12 protein-coding genes and 1 riboswitch are annotated in these 15,983 nt (G+C 36.7%); of the genes, 1 reads left to right on the top strand and 11 read right to left on the bottom strand.

All coding sequences use genetic code 11. The features are described 5' to 3' along the window. Window positions 1-1,084: 1,084 nt before the first annotated feature. From cysS to folE, 3 genes are all read right to left on the bottom strand, one after another. The gene (gene cysS, locus DRF65_RS22295) at window positions 1,085-2,551 is read right to left on the bottom strand and encodes a cysteine--tRNA ligase (protein WP_115972941.1); all 1,467 of its coding nucleotides are present in this window, start codon (window positions 2,549-2,551) and stop codon (window positions 1,085-1,087) included. Between the two features lie 123 nt (window positions 2,552-2,674). Continuing rightward, window positions 2,675-3,106: a DinB family protein gene (locus DRF65_RS22290; RefSeq protein ID WP_115972940.1), complete on the bottom strand. Its 432-nt coding sequence runs from the start codon at window positions 3,104-3,106 to the stop codon at window positions 2,675-2,677. A gap of 3 nt (window positions 3,107-3,109) precedes the next feature. Next, window positions 3,110-3,775 carry a GTP cyclohydrolase I FolE gene (gene folE / locus DRF65_RS22285; protein ID WP_045490962.1) on the bottom strand — a complete coding sequence of 222 codons (666 nt, stop codon included), beginning with the start codon at window positions 3,773-3,775 and terminating at the stop codon, window positions 3,110-3,112. 100 nt (window positions 3,776-3,875) lie between these two features. Between folE and DRF65_RS22280 the strand changes: the two genes are divergently transcribed. Then, the gene (locus DRF65_RS22280) at window positions 3,876-5,027 is read left to right on the top strand and encodes a hypothetical protein (protein ID WP_115972939.1); all 1,152 of its coding nucleotides are present in this window, start codon (window positions 3,876-3,878) and stop codon (window positions 5,025-5,027) included. A 301-nt stretch (window positions 5,028-5,328) separates the two neighbouring features. On the opposite strand, the gene metF is transcribed toward DRF65_RS22280, so the two are convergent. From metF to DRF65_RS22240, 8 genes are all read right to left on the bottom strand, one after another. Then, a complete protein-coding gene (gene metF, locus DRF65_RS22275; protein ID WP_115972938.1) occupies window positions 5,329-6,288 on the bottom strand; it encodes a methylenetetrahydrofolate reductase [NAD(P)H] in 960 nt (319 codons plus the stop codon). A 90-nt stretch (window positions 6,289-6,378) separates the two neighbouring features. After that, window positions 6,379-6,909 (bottom strand): hypothetical protein, encoded by a 531-nt coding sequence (locus DRF65_RS22270; protein WP_185148481.1) that lies wholly within the window; start codon window positions 6,907-6,909, stop codon window positions 6,379-6,381. Between the two features lie 25 nt (window positions 6,910-6,934). Next, window positions 6,935-9,595: a methionine synthase gene (gene metH / locus DRF65_RS22265; RefSeq protein WP_115972937.1), complete on the bottom strand. Its 2,661-nt coding sequence runs from the start codon at window positions 9,593-9,595 to the stop codon at window positions 6,935-6,937. A 1-nt stretch (window position 9,596) separates the two neighbouring features. After that, window positions 9,597-10,688, bottom strand: a complete 1,092-nt coding sequence (locus DRF65_RS22260; protein ID WP_115972936.1) for a fatty acid desaturase family protein — start codon at window positions 10,686-10,688, stop codon at window positions 9,597-9,599. A gap of 83 nt (window positions 10,689-10,771) precedes the next feature. Beyond that, window positions 10,772-11,782 carry a homocysteine S-methyltransferase family protein gene (locus DRF65_RS22255; protein ID WP_068940187.1) on the bottom strand — a complete coding sequence of 337 codons (1,011 nt, stop codon included), beginning with the start codon at window positions 11,780-11,782 and terminating at the stop codon, window positions 10,772-10,774. A 97-nt stretch (window positions 11,783-11,879) separates the two neighbouring features. Next, complete coding sequence (locus tag DRF65_RS22250) at window positions 11,880-13,040, bottom strand: O-succinylhomoserine sulfhydrylase (RefSeq protein ID WP_115972935.1); 1,161 nt, start codon at window positions 13,038-13,040, stop codon at window positions 11,880-11,882. Window positions 13,041-13,234: 194 nt separating this feature from the next. Beyond that, a complete protein-coding gene (locus tag DRF65_RS22245) occupies window positions 13,235-14,773 on the bottom strand; it encodes an ACT domain-containing protein (protein WP_115972934.1) in 1,539 nt (512 codons plus the stop codon). 3 nt (window positions 14,774-14,776) lie between these two features. Next, a complete protein-coding gene (locus DRF65_RS22240; RefSeq protein WP_115972933.1) occupies window positions 14,777-15,715 on the bottom strand; it encodes an alpha/beta fold hydrolase in 939 nt (312 codons plus the stop codon). Between the two features lie 60 nt (window positions 15,716-15,775). After that, a riboswitch (SAM riboswitch) is annotated at window positions 15,776-15,883 on the bottom strand. Between the last annotated feature and the right edge of the window lie 100 nt (window positions 15,884-15,983).

Below are 15,983 nucleotides of genomic sequence, written 5' to 3'. Positions count from 1 at the left end.
TTAACATAAAGTTTACACCAATATTACAATTGTGGGTAAGTTTATACATTAACTTATTGATATAATCATATTTAAATTATAAAGTATACTTATCCACAATGGTGGAATTGTTTTTTGAAAGAGGTGAAATCCCGTTTTGAGGACTATATAACCGGTTATTCTATACATCAATTACAATATAGATGCATTATCTATATTATATGTAGGAGGTGAAATCTATATATAGTAAGCAAATAAGTTTTGGCTAAAGCTAGTGGAAGCGTGTTTATTTTATTTGAGCGGACTTCCTTCAGCTAAGCTCAGGATTATTACCAGCTCCTACTGATGAGCTTATGCCCGTAAGAAAAACAGAGAGTATATATTATATAGTAGGGAAAAACGGAATTGATTCGAGGGATACTTTATTACTATGGAGATAATGTTGTCTGGTTCATTACAGGATGACAGAAATGATGGATTAGCGGAGTGTTAGCAATAGAGTTGCTACACAATGTACCGTATTAAATGTGGTTTTACAGGAAAGACGGGAAGATGAAAGATTATATTTATTATTTTTAACCACAGCTAACACAGATTTTCACAGAACTTTCATAGAGCAGAAATGACTAGATTACCACCCCGTCAAAAATTCTTTGAATTTTTGACACCCCTCCAAAGGATGGGAATGATAGAAGCCATCACTTATGGATAATAGGTAAGGATATTAATTGATGCCAACCTATTATCTATTATTTATTCATCATTTATAAATCGGTCCCCTACCCTAGCCCCGATAGAAACGGTTACCCCACAGTATGGGTTGGAGCGTAGAAGGGTTTGGGTGTAGGAGTGTGTGGCACGAGGAGTATGAGTGGATAGCGGGATTAAGCTCCTCAATGAGTTTGAGGGTATGAGCGGGCTAGAGTTGGAAAGAACGAATATATATGAAAGAGTGAAAGGTGAAGAATAGAAAAATTTATAAAAGAAAAACTATAAAATCTTTATTTAGGTAAGGAAGCTTTCAAAGAAGGGAATAAAAAAATTCCGTAAGAATCCTTTATAGCAGGTTTCTTACGGAATGATTGTAAAACCGAAGTTTATATTTTTAGTTCAGAACGTAGGATGTTCCGTCTCTTCCGTCTTTTAATTCTATGCCTTCAGCAAGCAATTTATCTCTGATCTGGTCTGAAAGGTCAAAGTTTTTGGATTTTCTTGCCTGATTTCTCAACTCGATCAAAACTTTTAAGGTCTGATCTAATTTCTCATTATTGTTTTCTTCTACAGTCTGCAATCCCAAAACATCAAAGATAAAGGCATTCAATGTTGACTTTAAATCTTCAAGATCTGCTGTTGAGATGGTTTCTTTCCCATCATTTAAAGCGAAAATGTATTTTACGGCTTCAAATAAGTGAGCGATCAGAATTGGAGAGTTGAAATCATCTGTTAATGCATCATAACATTTGTTTTTCCATTCTGTAAGGCTGAATGCGGATTCTTTATTGTCATCAGGAGTAATGGAATTCAATACTTTCACAGCTTCCATCAATCTGATAAATCCTTTTTCGCTGGCGATCATGGCATCATTAGAAATGTCTAAAACACTTCTGTAATGTGCCTGCAGGAAGCAGAAACGTACAATTGACGGGTGGAAAGGTTTTTCAAAAAAATCATTATCACCTGTTACCAACTGCATTGGAAGTATATAGTTCCCCGTAGATTTACTCATACGCTGGGAATTCATCGTCAGCATATTGGCATGCATCCAGTAATGTACCGGTGCAGCACCATTGCAAGCTTTTCCCTGAGCAATTTCACATTCGTGGTGCGGGAATTTCAGATCCATTCCTCCTCCGTGGATGTCAAAAGTTTCACCTAAATATTTAGTACTCATAGCTGTACATTCAAGGTGCCATCCCGGGAAACCTTCTCCCCAAGGAGAGTTCCATCTCATGATATGCGCCGGAGATGCTTTTTTCCAAAGGGCAAAATCCTGTGGATTCTTTTTCTCCCCCTGTCCGTCAAGATCACGGGTATTAGCAAAAAGCTCTTCTATATTACGTTTTGAAAGTTCACCGTAGTTTAACCCTCTTTTATTGTATTCCAATACATCGAAATATACAGAACCATTGCTTTCGTAAGCGAAACCTGTATCTATTAGTTTCTGAGTCAGCTCAATCTGTTCTACAATGTGACCTGTTGCTGTAGGTTCGATGTTTGGAGGAAGCAGGTTGAACATCTCTAAAACTTTATGGAAATCTACAGTGTATTTTTGTACAATTTCCATGGGTTCTAATTTTTCAAGACGAGTTTGCTTAACGAATCTATCGTTATTTACATCTCCGTCATCAGTAAGGTGTCCTGCATCGGTAATGTTTCTTACATATCTTACCTTATATCCTAAATGCATTAGGGTACGATAGATAAAATCGAAAGACAGGAAAGTTCTTACGTTCCCCAAATGCACATTGCTGTACACTGTAGGTCCGCAGACGTACATTCCTACGTTTCCTTCTAAGATGGGTTTGAATATTTCTTTTTCCGCTGTAAGCGAGTTGTATATTTTTAGTTGCATTTATTTTTTGTTAAAAGATTCAATAGTTTTAAGATTCAAAAATTAGTTAAAATAAAGATCTGTCACAACAAATAATTGTTGTGATAAAGATTTTATGTGAAACTTTTTTAAATTTTATCATAATTAAATCGATTCTAAATGATGCTGCAAATGTTCTACGTAATCCTTAATAATAAACTCCAGGGTAAAAACCTGAGGTTCTGTTTTGGAGGTATCACAAGTTCTCTGTAATGCTTCATCAGGAATATTTTCTACAATATGAACAACCTGATCGTTCAAAGCTTTCCAAAGGTTGATTAACTCTGCCGTTGGAACATTCTGATAGTTCTGAGCCTTTACCCAAGCGTTCTGATCGTATACGATATTCTCGTTCTCTTTATATTGAGTGACTACAAATCTACGGATATTTGTAAAAGCACTGTCACAAAGATGGCCAATAATTTCTTTTTTGGACCATTTTTCCGGCGTAGCCTTGTAAGTCCACTCTTCTTCAGAAATTGTCCGGAACCTCTGAAGTTCTGCATCTATACTATTTTTAAGGATCTGGCAGTTCATGGATTAGTCTAATTTGGCATGACTTCCTACGTAATGTAAGAATTCCTGTCTTGTAATTGGATTTGTTCTGAAGATTCCGCTTAGTTCTGCTGTAATGGTAGAACTTGCCGTGTCTTTAATTCCTCTGCAGTTTACACAAAGGTGCTTCGCATCAATGATACATGCTACATTTTTTGTTCCTAATGCTTCTTTCAGAGCTTCTACAATCTGCATTGTCAGTCTTTCCTGAACCTGTGGTCTTTTTGCATAGTAATCAACAATCCTGTTAATTTTTGAAAGACCGATTACTTCTCCGTTGGAAATATAAGCAACGTGTGCTCTTCCTATAATGGGTAAGAAATGGTGTTCACAAAAAGAATATACAGTGATATCTTTTTCCACCAACATCTGACGGTATTTATATTTATTGGAAAATGTAGAGATACCCGGTTTGTTTTCAGGAAGAAGTCCTCCGAAAATCTCGTTCACATACATTTTGGCAACACGTTTTGGAGAATCTTTTAGGGAGTCATCTGTCATATCTAATCCTAAAGTCTCCATAATTTCTCCAAAAAGCTCAGTAATTTTTTCTATTTTTTCCTGTGGCGATTTATCAAAAGCATCTTCCCTTATAGGCGTATGTTCTTTTCCTGTGAAAATATCATCGTCGTTATCAGTAAAATCAACCATTTTTATTTAATTTGCAGCAAAAATACGGATAATATCGTTTCCTATATTTCAAATGGGGCGAAAATCATTATCTTTTATAACCTACTCTGATTAAAACTATATGATTATTGTCGAAGAAGTACAAAACAAAGACCACCAAAAGGAATTTCTGGAATTTCCCGCACAACTTTATCAACACGACAAAAATTATATCCGCCCTTTAGATAAACACATTGAGGAGATTTTTAATCCTGAAAAGAATAAGTTTTTCAAGAATGGAGAGTGTAAAAGATTTCTATTTAAAAAAGACAATAAGACGGTTGGAAAAGTAGCTGTTTTTATTAACAATTGTTATGAACAGGTGCAACCTACCGGAGGTTTCGGATTTTTTGACTGTATTAACGATCAGGAAACTGCCAATATCATTTTTGATCATTGTAAAAGCTGGCTTCAGGAAAGAGGGATGGAAGCCATGGATGGACCAATCAATTTCGGAGAAAGGGATAAGTTCTGGGGACTTTTGATTGAGGGGTTTATAGAGCCTTTGTATGGAATGAATTATAATTTTCCTTATTACAAAGATCTTTTTGAAAATTACGGGTTTCAGATCTATTTTGAACAGCTTTGTTTTACCAGACCTGTATTTGCTGAAGTTTCGCGCATTTTTACCATTGCTCACGAGAAAAACAGGAGAAATCCGGCCATTTCTGCTCAACCTATGAAAAAGAATAATCTTCCTAAGTTTGCTAAAGACTTTACAGAGGTTTACAATAAAGCATGGGCGGCTCATGGGGAAGGAAAGCAATTGGAAGAAGGCAAGGTTCTGAAAATGTTCAACACTATGAAGCCTATCATGAATGAACATATCTCATGGTTTGTGTATGAAAATAATCAGCCTATCGCCATGTGGATCAATCTTCCGGACCTCAACCAGTGGTTTAAATACCTCAACGGAAAGTTTGGAGTTTTTGAAAAGCTTAAGTTTTTATTTTTAAAGCGATTTAAAAAGAATGAAAAAATGGTGGGTCTTGTCTTCGGTGTGGTTCCTGAATGGCAAAAGAAAGGGATTGATGGGTATATGATCTGGGAAGGCACACAGCATTTAAGAAAACATACTGATTTTACGATTACTGAGCTTCAGTGGATTGGTGATTTTAATCCTAAAATGATTAAGATTGCGGAAACTCTTGATACTACTGTGACGAGGAAACTTGCTACTTATCGATATTTATTTGATAGGAACAAGGAGTTTGAGAGGCATGTAATTCTTTAGGAAGGAAGATGGAGGCTGGAAGATGGGAGTAATTGAAGTGTGGTGATTGACTAAAGGTTTAGTTTACTTTTTTCTGGATGCTTTAGATGATTTGACGCAAAGTTTTATTTGCTGCTGTTCTATTTTTGAGAGAGCGAAGGTCGAATCAACTTTGTTGATTCTTTCTAAGCGAGTGTGTAACCTACAGCTGGTTCTTTTTATCTGTTTTTCATTTCCGATTGAAGTTTTTCTATTTATGATTCTGATAAAATAAAAAGCCCTGTCGTTTAAGACAGGACTACTTTCATTTTTGGTACTTTTATTAGAATAGCTCACCGGCTACTTTTTTGATGTTATCACTTTTCCCCATTGAGTAAAAGTGTAAAACTGGAACTCCAAAATCCAGAAGTTCTTTGCACTGGGCAATGGCCCATTCTACTCCGATCTGCTTAACGGCTTCATTATTTTTTGCATTCTCCACTTCATTGATAAGCTCTTCAGGAAGATCTATTTTGAATACCTGAGGCAGGATTTTCAAATGTTTCTTCGTAGCTATAGGCTTAATTCCTGGGATAATTGGAACGGTAATTCCCATCTCTCTTGCTTTCTGAACGAATTCAATATACTTTTTATTGTCAAAAAACATTTGAGTGACAATATAATCTGCTCCGGCATCTACTTTTTGCTTCAGCCATTTCAGGTCATAGTTCATAGAAGGGGCTTCCATATGCTTTTCAGGATAGCCTGCTACTCCAATGCAGAATTTATTAAGTTCATCACAAACCTGTTCTTCGTTGTGAAGATATTTTCCTCTTCCAAGATTGTTGATTTGATCTACCAGATCCATGGCACTGGCATGACCACCCTGAGTAGGTTCGAAATACTGATGTCCTTTCATTGCATCTCCTCTTAATGCCATCACATTATCAATACCAAGGTACATACAATCCACCAAAAGATATTCTGTTTCTTCTTTGGTAAAACCTCCACATAGTAAGTGTGGAACAGTATCTACATTATATTTATGTTGAATTGCCGCACAGATACCCAATGTTCCCGGGCGCATTCTTGTGATACGGCGTTCCATCAGTCCATTTCCTTTATCTAAATAAATATATTCTTCTCTTGAAGTGGTAACATCAATGAATGGAGGTTTGAATTCCATCAACGGATCTATATTCGTATATAGGTCTTCAATACCAATTCCCTTTTGTGGCGGAACCACTTCTAAGGAGAATAGTGTTTTCCCATTTGCGCTTTTTATATGTTCTGTTATCTTCATTTTATTATAGTTGATGGTTTTGAGTGAAGATTTTGGATTTTTAATTAAAATTAAATCTACCAGATTAGGGCTCCCCCATTCTCTCTTCTCTTAAATAAATCTCTTTTCTTCTTGAATACTCTTTAAATACCTTTCGGCTTCTACTATTTTTTGAGTTAAAAATTTATTTTGGGTGTACGATTCCTTTCTTTTAAGATAATTTATTGTTTCTAACAATTCTTTTTCACTCAGCTCTGATAAATCGTAAAAATCACCTAAAGTAGTAACAGCAGAAAAATTACTATTTTGAATGTCTGTAAATCTTGACTTTTGAGTTTTCTTTATATCAATTACAGTAAATTTTGTTGTGTCGAGCTCATTTCTACCAATAATTTCTAAATAATCATCAATGATATTCCTGTCAATGAATATTTTACCTGAGCCACAAGAATGTCTATCATCTCCATTTTTCTTAATACCGGATACCCAAAAAACTTCATCAGTTTCAATATCCTGACAATTTCCATGGCCATTTCCCATCAGGCATCTATCATTGAAATAAATAGACTTTTTGCTTTTAGAAAATTCCACTTTTGCAATCCAGGCAGGGCCATCATCAGCAAAACCTGTTTTAAGTTCCAAATATTTAATTAAAGATCTCATCGTATTAATCTGCTAAATTTGGTGACAACCACTTTCTCGCCTCTTGTAGAGAAATTCCTTTTCTCTCTGAGTATTCTTTTAATTGGTCTTCTGCGATTTTTCCCAGTCCGAAATATTTTGCATGCGGACTTCCGAAATAATATCCTGAAACAGCTGCTGTCGGGAACATTGCCAGACTTTCTGTCAAATACACTCCAATATTTTCTTCAACTTTCAATAAATCCCAGATCGCATGTTTTTCCAAATGGTCAGGACAAGCCGGATATCCCGGTGCAGGGCGGATTCCTTTGTATTTTTCTGCAATCAGTTCTTCATTGCTTAATTCTTCCTGAACGGCATAGCCCCAATATTCCGTTCTTACTTTTTTATGTAGAAATTCTGCATAAGCTTCTGCAAAACGGTCTGCCAGTGCTTTTACCATGATGGCATTGTAATCATCATTGGCTTTTTCATATTCTTCTGCCAATTCATCGGTTCCGAAACCTGTGGTTACACAAAATGCTCCCATATAGTCTATCTTTCCTGAACTTTGTGGGGCAATGAAATCACTTAATGCCAGATAGTCTTTTCCTTTTGACCTTTGAGCCTGTTGTCTTAGGGTTAAAAACTTAACCTTTTCGTTATTATCTTCATCAAAAATCAGAATATCATCCGTTTCATTGGAGTTAGCTTTAAAGATTCCAAAGATTGCTTTTGCTGTTAAAAGCTTTTCATCCAGAATTCTCTTTAAGATCACCTGTGCATCTTTGAAGAGTTCTTTTGCCTGCACTCCTACCACCTCATCTTCCAGGATATTCGGGTATTTACCGTGAAGATCCCAACTTCTGAAGAATGGAGACCAGTCAACGAATGGTAATAATTCTCTTAAATCCTGATTTTCGATTACAGTTATTCCTAAATTATTCGGTGTGAAGATTTCTTCGTTTTCCCAATCTATTTTGAAACGATTTTCTCTGGCTTCTTTAATGGAAACATAATCTTTATCAACCTGTCTATTTAAAAACTTCTCTCTGAAATCAGAATAGTCGTTCTTCAAATCTGAAACATATTCTTTATTTCGATCTCCCAATAATGAGCTTACCACGTTTACCGCTCTTGAGGCATCATTAACGTGAACGACTGCATTTTTATATTTTAAATCGATTTTCACTGCGGTGTGTGCTTTTGAAGTGGTTGCACCTCCAATCAGTAGCGGAAAATCTAAATTCTGTCTTTCCAATTCTGAAGCGATGTATACCATTTCATCCAGACTTGGTGTAATCAATCCACTTAATCCGATAACATCTACTTTTTCTGCAATGGCTGTCTGAATAATTTTTTCGGCAGGAACCATTACACCAAGGTCTACGATTTCGTAGTTATTACAACCCAAGACTACACTCACAATATTTTTTCCAATATCATGAACGTCACCTTTAACGGTAGCCATCAGTATTTTTCCATTAGCTGGTCTTGATCCGTCTTTTTCAGCTTCAATATAAGGCTGTAAATAGGCAACTGCTTTTTTCATTACCCTTGCTGATTTCACTACCTGCGGCAGGAACATTTTCCCACTTCCAAATAAATCACCCACAACGCCCATTCCGGTCATCAGATTGATTTCAATAACATGAAGGGGTTTTGCAGCTACCTGCCTGGCTTCTTCTACATCTTCTTCAATAAAACGGTCAATTCCTTTTACCAAGGCATAGGTAATTCTTTCCTGCAAAGGATTGTTTCTCCATTCCAGATCTTCAACCTTTTCTTTCTTAACTGATTTATGTTTTTCGGTGTAATCAAGAAGTCTTTCTGTAGCGTCTTCTCTCTTATCGAGGATTACATCTTCTACAAGTTCCAGCAATTCTTTATTAATCTCATCATAAACTTCCAGCATCGCAGGATTTACAATACCGATATTCATCCCGGCCTGAATGGCATGGTAAAGGAATACGGAGTGCATGGCTTCTCTTACAGTATCATTTCCACGGAATGAGAAGGAAACGTTGCTTACTCCTCCACTCACGGATGCATAAGGAAGATTCTGTCTTACCCAACGCGTAGCTTCAATAAAGTCGATCGCATTTTTTCTATGCTCATCCATTCCTGTTGCTACCGGGAAGATATTTAAGTCGAAAATGATATCTTCTGCCGGGAACCCGATCTGGTTTACCAGGATATCATAAGATCGTTTTGAGATTTCAATTCTCCTTTCAAAATTGTCAGCTTGTCCTACCTCATCAAATGCCATTACAATCATTGCCGCACCATATCTTTTGATGGCTTTGGCATGTTTGATAAATTCTTCTTCTCCTTCTTTTAAGCTGATGGAGTTTACCACACATTTTCCCTGTGCTACCTGTAGACCTGCTTCCAGGATTTCCCATTTGGAAGAGTCTACCATAATTGGAATTCTTGCAATATCGGGTTCTGATGCTATTAAGTTCAGAAATTTGACCATGCATTCTTTTCCATCAATCAATCCGTCATCAAAATTGACATCAAGTATCTGTGCCGCTCCTTCTACCTGATGGCGGGCAATGTCTAATGCTTCAGAGAATTTTTCATCTTTGATGAGTCTTAAAAATTTTTTGGAACCGGCAACATTGGTTCTTTCACCAACGTTGATGAAATTACTTTCCGGCGTTATGATAAGAGGCTCAAGGCCTGATAATCTTAAATATTTCATTTTATTCTTCTAAAATATAGTAGGCATTATTGGCATTCTGCCTCAATAAATCTCTGTGCTTGCCTAAAGCAGTGAACAGCGGAAATCTTTTGTATGCTAAGCCATGTTCGTTAGCAAATTTTTCTATCTCCTCAGTAATTTCGTTATAATACATATAACTGTAGTTAGGAAAGAGGTGATGTGCCACATGAAAATTAAAATTTCCTAATACATTTCTTACCAACCAGTTATTTTCCTGTAAATCGTTGGTCACTTCAAACTGGTGACGGAGCCAGCTGAATGGAATTCCATTCTTTTTATTCAATCTTGGAAAGGCATTGTCAGGAAGCGGATGCAAAGGCAATAAAACAAACAGTGCAAAAACACTCGCTGCAATAACCTGCAAAAACCAAGCTCCTAAAGCCAGTCCTATTGATACTTTAAAGAACACAATAGGAATCACAATCTGATAAAAAAAGTAAAACAACTTATAACTCACCATTTTTACTTTCTCCACGGCGGGTATTCTTCCCTGAGTTTTCAAAATCACTCTTTCCTTGTCAAAAAAGTCCCTGAAGTCTCTTATAAACATCCAATTGAATAAATACAGCGGATATACTAAAAAGAAAAACCTATGCTGATACTTCTGAACTCCTTTTGCCTTAATCCAAGGCACTATTAACAGCAAACCACTCTGCTCAATATCGGTATCCCAGCCATCTACATTCGGATAGGCATGGTGACTTGCGATATGTCTTTTCTTCCAGATATAGGAATTGGCTCCTATAAAATCAAAAATGTGCAGGATCATCCCATTCAGCCTTTTACTTTTAAAGATGTTATTATGGGCTGCTTCGTGAATCAGATTTAAATAAATTAAAACCAGAGAGATTCCCATTAAAACAAAACTGAGTATATACACCCAATACTTTTCAGCATTAAGGAGAGCAGTGAAATATAAACCAACATAGATCAGTGGCAGCAGTAATGCTTTGATCTGAATATAGATATCCCTGTTTTCAGAAATAGCTTCTATCCGTTGGTTTACTTTCTTTCTCAGTTCATTAAACAATTTGGCGTCATCTGAATCTTTTAAATAACTTGGCTTTTCCATTATATTAAATTTTGTGACTCACTTAAAGATAATATTTATAATCCAGCCTTTATTCTTGATTTTAATTAAAAAAATCTATCTAATTACACAAATTCTTTCAATTTTCTTGGTTCATATTTTTCCACCAGCTCCGCAATCGCCTTGATATGTTCCGGAGTGGTACCACAACAACCTCCGATAATATTGATTAATCCTTTTTCTGCATATTCTTTGATCTGTCTTGCCATATCTTCCGGTGTCTCATCATATTTTCCAAAGGCATTCGGTAAGCCGGCATTCGGATAAGCTGAAACATAGAATTCTGAGTTATGAGCCAGTGTTTCCAGATAAGGTGTTAACTGATCTGCCCCTAAAGCGCAGTTAAAGCCAACACTTAATAAATTCAGATGGGAAACAGAAATCAAAAAGGCTTCTGCCGTTTGTCCGCTCAAAGTTCTTCCTGAAGCATCGGTAATAGTTCCTGAAACCATGATTGGAATTTTGATTCCTCTTTCTTCCTGAAGTTCATCAATCGCAAACAAAGCAGCCTTAGCATTCAGGGTATCAAAGATGGTTTCTACTAACAGAATGTCTGAACCTCCGTCTAATAGTGCCTCACATTGCTGTTTGTAAGCCACTCTCAGTTCTTCAAAAGTAATAGCTCTGTAACCAGGGTCATTTACATCAGGGCTTAAACTTGCCGTTCTGTTGGTTGGGCCAATTGATCCTGCTACGAATCTTGGTTTATCCGGAGTCTTAGCTGTATATTCATCACAGGCTTTTCTGGCAATTTTTGCAGACTCATAGTTCAGATCGTACACCAGCTCTTCCATGTGATAATCTGCCATAGCAATGGTAGTTCCGGAGAATGTATTCGTTTCAATGATATCAGCTCCTGCTTCCAGGTATTTCTTGTGCACTTCTTCAATCGCCTGTGGCTGAGTAAGAGAAAGCAGATCATTGTTTCCCTTTACCGGATGTTCCCAGTCTTTGAAACGTTCACCACGATAGTCTTCTTCTTCAAACTTGTATCGCTGAAGCATGGTTCCCATTGCACCATCCAACACGAGGATGCGTTCTTTGAGGGCTTTGTTGAGTGATTCTATATTTGTCATCTCTTTTATAATTGTTGAGTGAGGATGATAGTTTGATTGGGTTTGATAGGACTTCGTTCTATCTTGGGTTAAATCGCCCCTTTGGGGCTCCTTGTGATTAATCTAAAGCTTGTTTTAAATCTGCGATAATATCGTCTACGCTTTCTAAGCCTACTGAACAACGAACTAATCCTGCTGTGATTCCTACTTCGTTTCTTTCTTCGTCTGACAGTTTAGAGTGTGTAGTAGATGCCGGATGGGTTACGATCGTTCTTGTATCACCTAAGTTGGCAGACAATGAACACATCTGGATCTTATCCAGGAAGTTTCTTCCGCCTTCTATTCCTCCTTTTATTTCAAAAGCAACGATGTTTCCACCAAGCTTCATCTGCTTTTTGGCTACTTCATAACTTGGATGGGATTTCAGGAACGGATATTTAACGAGTTCTACATTAGGATGACTTTCTAAAAATTCAGCTACCTTCAATGCATTCTCACAATGTTTTTCTACTCTGATCGCCAATGTTTCAAGGCTTTTTGATAGTACCCATGCGTTAAAAGGAGATAATGCAGGTCCTGTATTTCTTGCAAAAAGATAGATTTCTCTGATCAGGTCTTCTTTTCCGACTGCGATTCCTCCCAATACTCTTCCCTGCCCGTCAATCAACTTCGTTGCTGAATGTACAACAACATCTGCGCCATATTTAATCGGCTGCTGAAGATAAGGAGTTGCAAAACAGTTATCTACAATAAAAATCAGATTATGCTTTTTAGCAATCTGTCCGAAAAACTCCAGATCCAGGATTTCAATCGCAGGATTGGTAGGGGTTTCAAGGTATAAGATCTTTGTATTCGGTTTTATATACTGCTCTACATTCCCGGCATCTTCTGCTTTGAAATAAGAGGTCTCAATGTTCCATTTTGGGAAATACTTTGTGAATAAGGTGTGAGTAGAACCAAAAACCGACTGGCAGCTTACGATGTGATCTCCGGCACTTAGCAAAGCTGCAAATGTAGAATAGATAGCAGCCATTCCTGTTGCAAAAGCATAACCTGCTTCAGCACCTTCCATTTTGGCAATCTTCTCTGTAAACTCAGATACGTTAGGGTTCGAGAAACGGCTGTACAGGTTTTTAGGTTTTTCTTCAGCAAAGCTTGCCCTCATATCTTCAGCATCCTGAAAAATAAAGCTGGAGGTAAGATAGAGTGGCGTAGAATGCTCGTCAAACTGAGATCTCTCCGTCTGGGTTCTTATTGCTGATGTTTCGAAATTTTCCATATAGTTTTAATTGATGTAGCAATGTATCTTATGATGTTTTTACCAATGTTTAATTACAATGCGTTTATTTTAAAATGGGTATATTTTTACAAATGCTGTGTGATTATGTTTGATAGAATTTTATTCTATCCTTGGTTAAATCATCTCTTCGGGATTAGCATCATTCGATACATTGCATGATTTATTTTGTACGATTATTTTGTTTCACTTAGTCTTAAAATATCTCCGAATACGCCTCTGGCAGTTACCTGTGCTCCGGCTCCAGCTCCCATAATCACGATTGGGTTTTCACCATAACTTTCCGTATAGATTTCAAAGATGGAATCTGATCCTTTCAATTGTCCTAAAGCTGATGTTGCAGGAACAGAAATCAGTTTTACATCCAATTCCCCTTTGTCTTTCTGTAAATCTCCATGCAGGTCTCCTACATATCGCAATACATGACCAGGTTCCTGGTTTTCTTTGATCTTCTGGTATTCTTCATCCAGCTCGTCTAATCTTGTAAGAAATTCGGGTTTTGAAACCTCAAGTAAACTTTCCGGAACCAGATTTTGAATGTTGATATCTTCGAATTCGTTGATCAAGTCTAATTCTCTAGCTAAAATCAATAGTTTTCTTGCTACGTCATTTCCTGATAGGTCTTCTCTTGGATCCGGTTCTGTGTATCCTTTTTCCAGAGCTTCGTTGATGATTGTGGAAAACTTATCGTCCCTCAGAGAGAAATTGTTGAAAACATAGCTCAATGTTCCGGAGAAAACGCCTTTAATTCTTGTGATATTTTCTCCTGAAAGGTGTAATAACTTAATGGTATCAATTAACGGAAGACCTGCTCCTACATTGGTTTCATACAGATAACGTCTGTTATTTTTACTCAGCGTATATCTTAGTTTTCGGTATTCTTCGATTGGAAGGGTGTTGAAAATTTTATTGGAAGAAACCAGATCAAAGCCGTTTTCTGCTAATGCATGATAGTTTTTAACAAAGTCTTTGCTTGCGGTGTTGTCTACCACAATCAGATTTTCCAATTGATTTTCATTGGAAAAATTAATTAACTCCTGAACATCTGATGAATGTTCTGCTGTTAAAACCTCATCAGACCAGTTACTATCAAACCCTTTTTTGTTGAATGCTATTTTCTTTGAATTGGCTACTGCAACTACTTTAAGGTCTACTTTTTTACGTCTTTTAATTTCTTCTGAAGATTCAAGAACCTGTTCAATTAATGTTTTTCCTACATTTCCATGGCCTATGATCGCTAAATGAACGGTCTTCGGTTTTTTGAAGATCTCAGATTCTATGATGTTTCTGGTTTTTTCATCCTGTGAAGAAGTCACCACGATGTTTACTCTGTTTTCACCGGCAACCTGGTTTAAAAGCAATGGAAAAACATTATTTCTTGCCAATTCTGCAAAGACTTTATTAGAATCTTCTGCTACAAAACCGATCACAGAAACATTGTTGATACTATATATTTGAGATACTTTTCCTGATTTTCTTTCTGCTTCAAACTCATCAATAAGACAAGCTACTGCTTTTTCAGCATCATTTTCATGAACTAAAATGGAAATTCCGTTTTCTATGGCTTGCTGGGAAATTACTCCCACACTGATACGCGCTAAAGTAAGCGCTTTAAAAATTCGTCCGTCAATCCCGATTTCCCCTAAGAAATCTTCTCCTTCAAATTTGACAATTGATCTGTTCTTCAAAAATTTTATTTCTTTAGCATTTTTCATTACTTATAAAATGTTTTTTATGATATTATTTAATTGTTGATATTCCATTAGGAAGGCATCATGCCCGTGTATAGATTGGATCTCGTGATAAGAGATATTCTCCTTTTTCTTTTTCAGATTCTCAAAACACATTCGGATTTCAGAAGCTGGGAAGAATAAATCTGTATCTACGGAGATCATGTGCATTCGTGCCTCTATGCTCTCCAGAGCTGTTTCATCAGTATTTATATTCATCAGCAAATGATTCATCAGCTTGTATGCACTTAAACTAAATCTCTCGTTGAGTGCATTGCCATGGTAAACCAGCCAGTCTTCCGATTCCAGACATTGTTTTTCCTGATTGTATTGAGTTTGAAATCTGTCGTTAAGTGATTCCGGAGTTCTATAGCACAGCATGGCATGGATTCTTGCTTTTTGTAATGGTTCTTCTTTATCATTCAATAAAAATTTCTGAACCAGACATTGTGCATGCAGCCAATCATGGGTTCTGTAATCGCAGGCAATAGGGATGAAAATTTCTGCCAGCTTGGGTTGTTTTGCTAACATTTCCCATGCGATTCCCCCGCCCAATGAGCCTCCAATAATGGCATATAGGTTTTTGATATGTAAAGCTTCCAGTCCTTTCAGAAATATATTAGCAATATCTGAAGGAGTAAAGTCTTCATAGTTTTCAATTAAAAAATGATCGTATCCGTTTCCGGGAATGTTGAAACACAGAACAGTATATTTATTGATATCAACAATCTGATTTTCGCCTACCAATTGTTTCCACCAGCCTTTTTCTCCGGATACGTTTGAATTTCCGGTAAGGGCATGGTTGATTAATATGACAGGGGCTGTAAACAGGTCTTTCCCGAAAAGCTCATAGCTCAACGAGATATTGTATTCCTTTTGGGAATGAGTTTGATACGAAAGATTAATATAGTTTAGTTCTGTTTTCAATTCTATTAAATTTTAATACAATTGAAAATGCCACAGGAAATGGCTGAAAAGAACTTCAGTAAGTTATCTGTCCAAAATTACTTTGGTAGAACGTAGCACCTTCTTTGCTTGCGCAAAGGGTTGCTAAGGTTTCATAGGGTCTAATCCCTCAACCTTTCTTGATAACATTTTCAATATTTGAATGAACGAATGATGCAAAGGTAGTTCTTTTCTTTTAAAATCAAAAAAAAAATAATTTAATATTTAAAAAAGCCCTTAAACACAAGTA

The organism is Chryseobacterium pennae (assembly GCF_003385515.1).
GTDB classification, from domain to species: Bacteria; Bacteroidota; Bacteroidia; order Flavobacteriales; family Weeksellaceae; genus Chryseobacterium; species Chryseobacterium pennae.
Note: the sequence above shows the minus strand (reverse complement) of the source record. Positions and strands in the feature narration are given on the sequence as shown.